This window comes from Kitasatospora sp. NPDC056651 (genome assembly GCF_042792155.1).
Lineage (GTDB): Bacteria > Actinomycetota > Actinomycetes > Streptomycetales > Streptomycetaceae > Kitasatospora.
In genome coordinates this window covers 26,354-37,555 of sequence record NZ_JBHTWX010000090.1, presented here as the reverse complement: position 1 = coordinate 37,555, position 11,202 = coordinate 26,354, and the positions used below count along the sequence as shown (strand labels likewise).

Below are 11,202 nucleotides of genomic sequence, written 5' to 3'. Positions count from 1 at the left end.
TTCCGGCTGTCTGTGCGCCGCCAGGGACTCGAACCCCGGACCCGCTGATTAAGAGTCAGCTGCTCTAACCAACTGAGCTAGCGGCGCCTGCTGACGTGGAGAACATTACCTGGTCAGCGGCCGAAACTCACAATCGGCCCGGAGCCGGGGCCCGGGCGGCTCACATGGTCAGCACCACCTTGCCCCGGACGTGCCCGTCGCCGACCAGCCGGTGGGCCTCGGCGACCCGTCCCATCGGGAACGTCTCGGCGATCTCCAGCCGCAGCCCGCCGGCCTCCCAGAGCTTCACCAGCTCGGCCAGCCGCCCGGCCGTCCGCTCGCCCCGCAGTCCCCGGACACCCAGCCGTTCGGCGCCCGGGTAGTCGACCACGGTGCCGATCCGGCTCCGGTCGGCGACCAGTTCGACGGAGGCCTCCAGGGCGCCCCGCCCGGCGGCGTCGAAGGCCGCCGTCACCCCCTGCGGCGCCGCCGCCCGGACCCGCTCCACCAGCCCCTCGCCGTACGTGACCGGTACCGCGCCCAGCTCCCGCAGGTATCCGTGGTTGCGCTCGCTCGCGGTGCCGACCACCGTGGCGCCCCAGGCCAGGGCCAGCTGGACGGCGACCGTGCCGACCCCGCCCGCGGCGCCGTGCACCAGGACGGTGTCGCCCGGGCCGACGCCGAGCGCGGTGAGCGCCAGGTGCGCGGTCTGGCCGGAGGCGGAGAGGGAGCCGGCCTGCTCCCACGGCATCCCGGCGGGCTTGGCCACCAGCCGGCCGGCGTCCACCGTGACCCGGTCGGCCTGGCAGCCCAGCACCCGGAAGCCCAGCACCTCGTCCCCGACCCGCCAGTCGCCGCTGTCCGGCCCGAGGGCGTCCACCACCCCGGCGAACTCGTTGCCGAGGACGAACGGCGGCTCGACCGCCAGGCCGGGCGGCCGGAAGCCCTCGCGGATCGCGAGGTCCACCGGCTGCACCCCGGCCGTGTACACCCGCACCCGCACCTCGCCCGGCCCTGGCTGCGGGTCGGGCACCTCGACGACCCGCAGGACCTCGGGACCGCCGGACCCCGTCACGGTGACCGCCTTCATACCTGTTCCCACCCCTTCTCGATCGTTTCGCGTCCCCGATCCTGGGCCCTGAAGTGCGCTTCACGTCAAGGGGTCGTTCCGCGTGTCGAGATTGATGAGCGCATTGTCAGATTTATCCTGGACGGCGCTCAGCCGTCCGTCGTCGAGAGGAACCTCCCCGTGGGCCAGCTGCCCCTGTTCTTCCTGGTGCTGCTCGCCTCCGTGGTGACCATGCCACTCGGGCGTAAGACCGGAGTGCCACAACCAGTGCTGATGACCCTGCTGGGCATCGCCATGGCACTCATCCCGCAGATCCCGAACGTCTCCATCGAGCCCGAGCTGATCCTGCCGCTGGTCCTGCCGCCACTGATCTTCGCGGTGGCCCGGCGCTCCTCGGTGCGCTACTTCAAGGCCAACGCCCGCTCGATCCTGCTGCTGGCGATCGGCCTGGTGGTGGTCACCACGATCGCCGTGGCCGGCACCGTGCACTGGCTGCTGCCCGCCCTGCCGCTGGCCGCCGCCATCGCGGTCGGCGCCCTGGTCTCCCCGCCCGACCCGGTCGCCGCCGTCGCGGTGGCCGGCAGCATCGGCCTCCCGCGCCGCCTGGTGGCGATCCTGGAGAGCGAGGGGCTGTTCAACGACGTCACTGCGATCGTCATCTACTCGCTGTCCATCGAGGCCATGGTCAGCGGCGACTTCTCGGCCGGTGACGCGGTGCTGCGCTTCGTGCTGTCCGCCGTGCTGGCCGTGGTGGTCGGCGTCGCGCTCGGCTGGCTCAACACCAAGCTCGCCGAGCGGCTGGACGACCCGACCCAGCAGGTCGCGCTCAACCTGCTGGTGCCCTTCGCCGCGTACGCCCTCGCCGAGGAGATCCACGGCTCCGGCGTGCTCGCCGTCGTGGTCTGCGCGCTCTACCTCGCCGAGCGGGCCTCCGACGCCGACGCCGTCGCCTACCGGCTGGTCGGCAACGCCTTCTGGGAGGTCGTCGAGATCCTGATCACCGGTGTCGCCTTCGGCCTGATCGGCCTGGAGCTGGCCACCGTGCTCAAGGAGGCCGGCAGCGGCTGGACCGGCTTCCTCGGCGACGCCGCCGTGGTCATCGCGGTGGTCGTCGTGGTCCGGCTGCTCTGGCTGCTGCCGGCCGGCTGGCTGTCGAAGAGGCTGCGCTCCGGCGACGAGGAGGACACGCCGTTCAGCTGGAAGGAGAGCGTGATCCTCTGGTGGTCCGGCATGCGCGGCGTGGCCACCGTCGCCCTGGCGCTCGCCATCCCGCTCACCCTGCACTCCGGCGAGGACTTCCCCGAGCGCGGCCGGCTGGTCTTCATCGCCTTCAGCGTGGTGCTGTTCACCCTGCTGGTCCAAGGCCTCACGCTGCCCTGGCTGGCCAAGCGGCTGGAGCTGGACATCGACCAGGACAAGCACGAGCAGGCCGTGCGCCAGCTCTGGTGGCGGGCCGCCAAGGCCGGGCTCAGCCGGCTCGGCGAGCTGGAGGAGCAGGACCGGCTGCCCGCCGAGGTCGCCGACCGCCTGCGCGACCGTCAGCACGACCGGCTGGCCCGGCTCTGCCCGGAGAACTACGCCGAGGAGGAGGCCGCCGAGGCCAAGCTCCGGATGTCGCAGTGGCGGGCCGCCCGGGACGTCGAGCAGGAGATGATCGCCGCCTCCCGCCGCGAGATGCTCAACGCCCGCAGCGAACCCGGCGCCGACCCTGAGCTGGTCGACGAGGTGCTGCGCGGACTCGACCTGCGCTCCGAACGGAAGTGACGGGGCGTCCGCTCCCGCCGGGTGCCCGGTCCGCGCCCGGCGGGCGGGCTCCCCGGGCCCGGCGGGCGGACCTCCCGGGCCCGGCGGGCGGACCTCCCGGGCCCGGCGGGCGGACGGCCCGCACCCGTCGGGCGGAATGCGCGCGACCGGCTCCGGGGTTGCATAGGCTGAGCCCGGGCAGGCCGTCAACGGAGTCGGCGCACCACCAGTACCCGCACGACCTCGGCGAACCCTCACGCCTGGCCCTGCCGGTTTCTGCACCCAGATGAATCGAGGACCCACCGATGTCGGAGACCCGCGCCGACGCCCGCACCCCGCTGGACCGCACCCCCCAGTGGGCCGCCCTGGCCAAGCACCGGGCCGAACTGGGCGACACCCACCTGCGTGAGCTGTTCGCCGCCGACCCGGAGCGCGGCCGCCGCTACACCCTCCAGGTCGGCGACCTGCACGTGGACTACGCCAAGCAGCTGGTCACCGACGAGACGCTGGAGCTGCTGCGCGAGCTGGCCGCCGCCACCGGCGTCGCCGAGCTGCGGGACGCGATGTTCCGCGGCGAGAAGATCAACAACACCGAGCACCGGGCGGTCCTGCACACCGCCCTGCGCGCGCCGCGCGGCGCCGTGATCGAGGTCGACGGCGAGAACGTGGTGCCCGCCGTGCACGCCGTCCTCGACAAGATGGCCGCGTTCGCCGACCGGGTCCGCGGCGGGGACTGGAAGGGCCACACCGGCAAGCGGATCCGCACCGTCGTCAACATCGGCATCGGCGGCTCCGACCTCGGCCCGGCGATGGCCTACGAGGCGCTCCGCTCGTACACCGAGCGCGACCTCGACGTCCGGTTCGTCTCCAACGTGGACGGCGCCGACCTGCACGAGGCGGTCCGCGACCTCGACCCGGCCGAGACGCTGTTCATCGTCGCCTCGAAGACCTTCACCACCATCGAGACCATCACCAACGCGGTCTCCGCCCGGGACTGGCTGCTCGGCGGCCTCGGGGCCGGCACCGAGGCGGTCGCCAAGCACTTCGTCGCGCTGTCCACCAACGCCCAGGGCGTGCGGGACTTCGGCATCGACACCGCCAACATGTTCGAGTTCTGGGACTGGGTGGGCGGCCGCTACTCCTACGACTCGGCGATCGGCCTCTCGCTGATGATCGCCATCGGCCCGGACGCCTTCCGCGAGATGCTGGACGGCTTCCACCTGGTCGACGAGCACTTCCGCACCGCCCCGGCGGAGCGGAACGTCCCGCTGCTGCTCGGCCTGCTCGGCGTCTGGTACGGCGCGTTCTTCGACGCCCAGGCGCACGCCGTGCTGCCCTATTCGCACTACCTGTCCAAGTTCACCGCCTACCTCCAGCAGCTGGACATGGAGTCCAACGGCAAGTCGGTGACCCGTGACGGCGCCCCGGTGGACTGGCAGACCGGCCCGGTGGTCTGGGGCACCCCCGGCACCAACGGCCAGCACGCCTACTACCAGCTGCTGCACCAGGGCACCAAGGTGATCCCGGCCGACTTCATCGGCTTCGCCGAGCCGGTCGCCGACCTGCTCCCCGGCCTGGTCGCCCAGCACGACCTGCTGCTGGCCAACTTCTTCGCCCAGACCCAGGCGCTGGCCTTCGGCAAGACCCCGGAGGAGGTCGCGGCCGAGGGCGTGCCCGCCGAGCTCGTCCCGCACAAGACCTTCCAGGGCAACCACCCGACCACCACCATCCTGGCCGGCCGGCTGACCCCCTCGGTGCTCGGCCAGCTGGTCGCGCTCTACGAGCACAAGGTGTTCGTCCAGGGGGCGGTCTGGAACATCGACTCCTTCGACCAGTGGGGCGTCGAGCTCGGCAAGGTGCTCGCCAAGCGGATCGAACCGGTGCTGCTCACCGGCGAGGGCACCGAGCAGCTGGACAGCTCCACCGCCGAGCTGGTCGCCCGCTACCGCGCGCTGCGGGGCCGCTGAGCCCGGACCGGGCCGTCCGCTCCGGCGGGCGGCCCGGCGTCCCCCCCGGCCGGGGCCACGAACGCGGGACGTCGGAAACGCCGGAAGGCCCCTCGCTCTCGCGAAGGGCCTTCCGGCTGTCTGTGCGCCGCCAGGGACTCGAACCCCGGACCCGCTGATTAAGAGTCAGCTGCTCTAACCAACTGAGCTAGCGGCGCCTGCTGACAGAGAAGACTTTAGCAGCGCCCGGCGGCCGAACCAAAATCGAATGCCGGTCGCCCCGCGTTCACCCCCTGGTCACGACCGCCGCCCCGGCCGGAACCGGCGCGCCCGGCTCGCGCGCCGCCCGCACGCAGGCCCACAGCGCCACCGCGGCGCCCGGCAGCCGGGGCTCCCGCCGCTCCGGGGCGACGATCCACCGCCCGGCGCCCTGCCCGGGGGAGTCCGGGCTGTTCACCATCCGCTGCAGGGGCGGCACGGTCACCGTGTCCCCCTTGCCGTGGCAGAGCAGCGGCGGTACGTCCCGGGCCCACTCCTCCCAGGCCAGCAGCCGGCGCAGCCGGGGGGCCGCGCCCGGCTGGACGAACAGCAGGACCCGCCCCCGGTGGCTCGCGACCGGCCCGCTGCCGGGCCCGGACGCCCACAGCTCGTCCAGGACCCGGCGGCCGAACAGCGACGGCATGCTGATCACGTCGAAGGCGCGGCCGCAGGGCAGCACCGAGGGTGCCCAGGGGCGGCTCTCCCACAGGGCGCGCATGCTGCGCGGGTACTCGCTGGCGGAGGCGAGCCAGGCCTCCCCGGCCGGGCCGACGTACTCCACCGAGGGCCGTACCCCCGACGGGTACATCACCGACGGGTGCGTCACCGACGGGTGCGTCACCGACTGTTGCGTCACCGACTGTTGCGTCCAGGTCTCCACGGAGAGCAGCCTGCGCGGCGCGCGTCGCCGCCGGGACGGAAAGCGCGGTTCACCGGACAGCGCGGCGGGGAACCGCGTACCCTTCCCCGCCGCGCATATGCCGCAGGCCCGTGCCGGGCCACCGTGCGGGGGAGGGGTCAGTCCTCGTGGCGGCGCGGCTGGAGCAGGGTGCGGCCGTACTCGATCATCTTGGCGGCGTAGTCCGCGGTCCAGTCCGCGCGCTGCGCGACCTCGGCGTCCGAGAGCGCGTCGAAGCGGCGCGGATCGGCGAGCTGTGCGGCGGCGACGGCCTGGAAGTCCGTGGCCCGCTCGGCGGCGGCCCGGAAGGCCAGGGCCAGCTCCGTGGAGCGGCGCAGCAGCTCCGCCGGGTCCTCGATCGACTCCAGGTCGAAGAATCGTTCCGGCTCGGGTTCGGCGGACTGCGGCTCGAACAACAGCTGTACCGGACGCAGACGCCTGGTGGGCTCGGACGACTCTGGGGAGTCGGGCATGGACGGACACCTCCGGGTCTCGGGTGGGGGAAGGGATCTGCGCCGGGCCGCGCCGCCCGGTCGTGGCCGCCGTCCATTGTCTCGCGGCGGGGGCCCGTAGCGGAACGGTGCGCACGCGAGCGCTATTCCCACGGCCCGCGCTGGACGGGTGACTCGCGCGCCGGGTGACCAGGTCGCACGCGAACCGGTTGGCAGGGCGTCCGGTCGTACTGACCGTCCGCGGAACCGGGAGATCCCCATGCGTGTGCGAAAAGCCCTGTCCACCGGCGCCCTGCTGGCCGCCCCCGCCCTCCTCGGCCTGGCCCCGGCGGTGCCGGCGGCCGCCGCCGAGACGGCGACGGTGGTGGAGGGGCAGCCGAGCAAGCCCGGCGGCTTCTCGCTGGCGACCTGCCCGACCGGCACCCACCTGACCGGCGGCGGGTACCAGTGGACGCCGGACGGCGACGCCGACCGGCTGGTCTACGACGGCCCGTCCACGGACGCGACCACGTGGGGGGCGAGGGCCTCCCACGGATCCGTCGTGGCCTACGCCGTCTGCGAGACCGAGTGAGCGACCGGACGGGGGCCGGACCCGACCGGCCCCGACCGGCCGCGGCCGGACCCGGCTCCTAACGCAGGCGGACCCGGTGGCCGCTCAGGTGGTGCAGCACCTGGTGGTTGGCCTCCCAGCCGTCCGGAAAGGCCACCGGAACGCCCAGCTGCACCGGCTCGGTCGACGGGTGGTCGTCCAGCAGCTCGGTGATCCCGGCCCGGGCCACCACGATGCAGGCGTGCCGGTGCCGGGAGGCGAGCACGCAGAGCCGGCCGGTCTCCAGGTGGAAGGCGGTCGCGTCGGGGCGCCCGGAGAGCGGGTGCAGCACCACGGTGACGTCGTACTCGCGGCCCTGCAGCCGGTTGGCGGTGTCCACCGTGACGGCCGGACCGGCCGTGCCGTCCACCGGCACGCCTGCCTTGAGCAGCGCCGCGCGCACCGCCGCCGCCTGGTCCCGGTGGGCGGTGCCGACGGCGATCCGGTCCGCGGCGAGCGGGGTCTCGCCCTGCTCGGAGTGGGCGGTCAGCCCGCGCTCCAGCAGCCGGCGGACGGTGGCCGCGACGGCCGCCACGGCCTGGGGATCGGTCCGTACGGTGTGCCGGGCGGGCAGCTCCAACAGGGCCCAGCCGTGCTCGGCGGCCCGGTCGATCACCGCGTCCAGGGCCGAGCCGTCGGGCCGCACCGAGGCGGTCAGCCGGCGGTCGTCCGGGCCGGTGCCGGAGCGGAACGGGGTGTACGGGTAGAAGGCCCGGGAGATCAGCGGCGCGGCGCTGGCGGGCAGCCGCCAGGAGACCGGCAGCCGGTGCGGCTCGATCTCCGGGTTGTGCGCCAGCATGGTGACCACCGCGCTGGCGGACGGGTCGTACGAGAGGCCGGCCCACTGCTCGGTGCCGACCACGGTGAACGGGTCCAGCTGGCCCGGGTCGCCGACGAACAGCGCCCGCTCGAACAGCCGGGCCACCGCGAGCAGGGCGTCCGAGCGCATCTGGTACGCCTCGTCGACGATCGCGTGCCGCCACGGGGCCTCGGCCCGCACCCACTGCCACTTGGCCGAGGTGGAGATCACCACGTCCTGCTCGACCAGGTCGGCGACCTTGTCGGAGGGCATGACGTTGGCGTGCTTCAGCACCTCCGGGCCGGGCCTGGTGTCCGCGGCGTGCAGCCGGCCGATCGTCAGCTCCGGAGCCTTCTCGGCCAGCCGGCCGACCAGGTCGTCCACCTGGCCGTTGGTCTGGGCGACGATCATCAGCCGCTCACCGGCCCCGACCAGCTCGCGCGCGGCCCGCACCACGAGCGTCGACTTCCCGGCGCCTGGCGGGGAGTCCACCACCACGCCGCGCGGGGCGCCGGCCGACGGGTGGACGGTGGCCGCCAGGATCCGGGCCACCGCGGCGTCGGCGGCCGCGCCGGGGGCCTGCTCGCCCGGGGTCTGATCGGGGGCCATCGGGCGGCTCACTCCCACTCCTCGGAGACGGCGGCGGCGGGCGCGGACGCGGCACCGGGCGGGCCGCCGTGGGTCCACGGGGTGTCGTCCGGTTCGGGCAGCGGCGCGGACTGGCGGACGGTCAGCTCGAACAGGGTGAAGGTGACCGTGTCGCCCGGTTCGGGCAGACTGCCCGGCTCCGGCTCCTTCCGGCGGCCCATGCCGGAGAGCACCCGCAGGGTGAGGGTGCCCTCGGCGGTGTCCACCGCGACGACCTCGGCCTTCTGCGCGGACGGCCCTCCCCCGGCGCCCCCAGCCTGGCGGCCGGGAGGTGCCCCCACCGGCCGGGGGGACCCCCATACCCGGAACGCCTCCCGGCCGAGGTCCGCGTGCGGGCGGTCGGCGGTGCGCAGGGTGACCAGCGGGCGGGGCTTGGGGGAGCGGCCGGTGGTGTCCCAGTCCGGCACCACCTCCGTCACCACGCCGCTGAACGCCTCGCCGGCCAGCCGGTGTTCGGCCATCGCCAGCGGGTCGTCCAGCGCCTCCTGGACGCCGAGGCGGGCCTGCTCGCGCTCGCGCTGGGCGAGCTTGCGGGCGGCGGTGACGGCGTCGTCCTGCCGGGGCTGCGGCGGCTCGCCGGCCGCCAGCCGGTCCCGGTGGCCGGTGTAGGACCAGCGGTCGCCGGTCCAGCGCTCCTCCAGGTGGGCGGCCGGCGGCAGGGCGCGCAACAGGTCCAGGCCCCGCCAGACGTCCCGCCAGGTGGGCAGCAGGGCGGTCGTCAGCGCCTGCTCCAGCCCTTCCACCGCGGCCCGCACGGCCGCCCGGGCGTGCTCGGCGGCGGCCTCGTCGCGCTGCTCGGTGCTGTGCCGCAACGCGCCCACGGCGGAGTCGTAGCGGGTGATCGCCGGGGCGAGCACGACCTCGTCGAAGCGGGGGTCGGTGGCCGGACCGGCCGGCGGGTGCCGCAGCCTGCCCCGGTCGTCCCGCTCGGACTCGGCCAGCTCGGCGGCCTCGGCGCCGGACAGGCCGTCCGGCGGGTGGTGCCAGGCGAGCCGGGCCGCGAGGTGCTGGTCCTCCAGGTGGCTCTGGCCGGTCGCCCAGTGGCGGGCCAGCAGGCCGGTCATCGGCAGCAGCAGCGAGGAACCGGGCACCTGGGCGCGGTCGGTGAGGTGGGTGAGCCAGCGGCCGAGCAGCGGCACCCGGGCCGGCGCCGGGTAGGGGCCCGGATCCTCGTCCTCGGCGGTGCGCCGGAAGCGGGTCGAGCGGCCGATCAGGGCGAGGTGGTGCACGCCCGCGCTGTTCGGCACGATCAGCTGCGGGGCGTCCGCGCACAGTTCGCGGAACACCTGGGTCTTCTCGCCGGTCTCCGGGTCCTTCTCGGAGCCCTCGATCCGTTCGACGTCCTCGGCGAAGGACTCCAGGTAGGGCAGCAGGTCGGCGGCCAGCTCGGCCAGGAAGTCGAACCGCAGGGTGCGGTTGAGCGGCTGCGGCACCAGGTGCAGCCGGGGCGCGTCCCGGTCGGTGCCGAGCATCACGGCGAGCGGCGCGCCGGACTCGCCGGCGGCGGTCAGCGGGACGAGCACCATCGGGCGGTCGGACAGGTGCCGGTGCCGGACGGTGGCCAGCGGCTCGGCCCGGCCGCTGCGGACGGCCTCCAGCCGGGCGAGGGTGGTGAGCAGACTCATGCGCGCCTCGTGACGGTTCTCTCGCCGCGCCCGTTCACGCGCCCGTTCACGCGCCCGTTCACGCGCCCGTTCACGCGCCCGTTCACGCGCCCGTTCACGCGCCCGGGCCTTCCGCGCGCAGGGCGGCCGCCCCCAGGGCTTCGGCACGCAGGGCGGCCGCGTAGGCCAGGCGCTCGGCGGCGTCGTCCGCACCGTCGAGGTCCTCGCTCTTGGTGCCGGCCGCGGCCAGTGCCTCGGTGACCGTACGGATGCTGCCCAGCTCGCCGCGCACGCCCCGGCCGAGCTGCTCGACCCGGTCGCCGCAACGGGCCCGGGCGCGGCAGTGGAAGCCGAGTTCGCAGGTGGACAGGCAGTCCGGGCTGTACGCGGCGGGCACCGCCTCGACCGAGGCGGCCAGCTGTTCGGTGGTCCGGGACGGCGCGCCGTCCTCGTCGGCGGCCAGGTCGAAGACGGTGTCCGGTGGCAGTGCGTCCAGCAGCCGGCCGATGCCGGTCATCCGGCTCAGCTGGCGGCGGGTGGTGGCCAGTTCGCGGCGGACGTCCACGGCGACCGCGGTCGGCCGGTTGCCGAAGTCCTTCGGGCAGACCAGCAGCACGCTGGTGCGGGGGCTGCCCGGCAGCCGCTGCTCGGTGTACGGGTCCTCGGCGAGCGGCTGTCCGGCCGTGGTGGCGGCGGCCTGCTGGAGCGCCAGCACGTACACGGCGGCCTGCCGGGCGGCGGCGCCGACCTTGGCCGGGTCCGCGCCGCCGTCCAGCACCGGGAAGGACTTGATCTCGACCACGGTGCACCGCCCGCCGTGCACCACCAGCGCGTCCGGCTCCAGGTAGGCGGCGCTGCCGGCCACCTCCAGGCGCAGCATCGGGTGGTCCAGCAGCGTCCAGGCCTGCGGGTCGGCGGCGGCCAGGGCCAGCGCCTCGGCCGTCCGGTCGGCCCGTACGGCCGGGCCGGAGCGGTGCAGCAGGTCCGGCACCAGCAGCGGGGCCTGGCCGTCCGCCGGGACGCCCAGGTGGTGGCGCAGCGGCTCCAGCAGCGCGGCGTAGTCGTCGGCCTTCAGCCGGGCCTCGAAGATCACGCCGCGGGCGATGGCGAAGGGGGACTGGCCGAAGGGGGCGGGACGGCCGAGCCGGGCGGCCAGCGCCGCCTTGTCCACCCCGGCCGCGTCGAGCACGGCGCGCCGGTGGCAGCCCGGGTTGGCGGCGAGCGCGGCGAGGGAGCGGGCGTTCAGACTGCGCTGGGGGGCCGGTCCGCGCAGCTCCGCGAGCCGCCGGGCGAGCGGCTCAGCGGGCCCGCCGGGCGGGACGTTCGTCGAGACGTTCATGGTGCGGCCCAGTGTCGCATCCGGGTACGACAACGCGGTGCGCGACGGCCGAGCCGGACGCCGCGCCGGGCGGCCGTGACCGGACACCGGGCGGCCG

At 74.9% G+C, this 11,202-nt stretch carries 9 protein-coding genes and 2 tRNA genes; 3 read left to right on the top strand and 8 right to left on the bottom strand.

Annotated elements, in window-relative coordinates; genetic code table 11:
• Positions 1 to 13 precede the first annotated feature (13 nt).
• Positions 14 to 87 (bottom strand) — tRNA-Lys (locus tag ACFRAR_RS28655).
• Positions 88 to 160: 73 nt separating this feature from the next.
• Positions 161 to 1,069: an NADP-dependent oxidoreductase gene (locus ACFRAR_RS28650; RefSeq protein ID WP_380701311.1), complete on the bottom strand. Its 909-nt coding sequence runs from the start codon at positions 1,067 to 1,069 to the stop codon at positions 161 to 163.
• A 159-nt stretch (positions 1,070 to 1,228) separates the two neighbouring features.
• Between ACFRAR_RS28650 and ACFRAR_RS28645 the strand changes: the two genes are divergently transcribed.
• Complete coding sequence (locus ACFRAR_RS28645; protein WP_380701309.1) at positions 1,229 to 2,812, top strand: Na+/H+ antiporter; 1,584 nt, start codon at positions 1,229 to 1,231, stop codon at positions 2,810 to 2,812.
• Positions 2,813 to 3,096: 284 nt separating this feature from the next.
• On the top strand, positions 3,097 to 4,758 hold the full coding sequence (pgi, locus tag ACFRAR_RS28640; RefSeq protein ID WP_380701307.1) for a glucose-6-phosphate isomerase: 1,662 nt from the start codon (positions 3,097 to 3,099) through the stop codon (positions 4,756 to 4,758).
• A gap of 123 nt (positions 4,759 to 4,881) precedes the next feature.
• On the opposite strand, the gene ACFRAR_RS28635 is transcribed toward pgi, so the two are convergent.
• The 3 genes from ACFRAR_RS28635 to ACFRAR_RS28625 all read right to left on the bottom strand — a co-directional run bounded on the left by ACFRAR_RS28635 (position 4,882) and on the right by ACFRAR_RS28625 (position 6,147).
• Positions 4,882 to 4,955 (bottom strand) — tRNA-Lys (locus ACFRAR_RS28635).
• A gap of 68 nt (positions 4,956 to 5,023) precedes the next feature.
• Positions 5,024 to 5,656 carry a bifunctional DNA primase/polymerase gene (locus tag ACFRAR_RS28630; protein ID WP_380701305.1) on the bottom strand — a complete coding sequence of 211 codons (633 nt, stop codon included), beginning with the start codon at positions 5,654 to 5,656 and terminating at the stop codon, positions 5,024 to 5,026.
• Between the two features lie 137 nt (positions 5,657 to 5,793).
• On the bottom strand, positions 5,794 to 6,147 hold the full coding sequence (locus tag ACFRAR_RS28625; RefSeq protein ID WP_380701303.1) for a hypothetical protein: 354 nt from the start codon (positions 6,145 to 6,147) through the stop codon (positions 5,794 to 5,796).
• Positions 6,148 to 6,385: 238 nt separating this feature from the next.
• Between ACFRAR_RS28625 and ACFRAR_RS28620 the strand changes: the two genes are divergently transcribed.
• Complete coding sequence (locus tag ACFRAR_RS28620) at positions 6,386 to 6,697, top strand: hypothetical protein (protein WP_380701301.1); 312 nt, start codon at positions 6,386 to 6,388, stop codon at positions 6,695 to 6,697.
• Between the two features lie 58 nt (positions 6,698 to 6,755).
• On the opposite strand, the gene ACFRAR_RS28615 is transcribed toward ACFRAR_RS28620, so the two are convergent.
• The 3 genes from ACFRAR_RS28615 to ACFRAR_RS28605 form a co-directional block, all read right to left on the bottom strand.
• Positions 6,756 to 8,123, bottom strand: coding sequence for an AAA domain-containing protein (locus ACFRAR_RS28615; RefSeq protein ID WP_380701313.1), 1,368 nt, complete (start codon positions 8,121 to 8,123; stop codon positions 6,756 to 6,758).
• An 8-nt stretch (positions 8,124 to 8,131) separates the two neighbouring features.
• Entirely contained in the window at positions 8,132 to 9,787 is a 1,656-nt protein-coding gene (locus ACFRAR_RS28610; protein WP_380701299.1) for a hypothetical protein, read from the bottom strand.
• Between the two features lie 94 nt (positions 9,788 to 9,881).
• Positions 9,882 to 11,105, bottom strand: coding sequence for a hypothetical protein (locus ACFRAR_RS28605; RefSeq protein ID WP_380701297.1), 1,224 nt, complete (start codon positions 11,103 to 11,105; stop codon positions 9,882 to 9,884).
• Positions 11,106 to 11,202 lie beyond the last annotated feature (97 nt).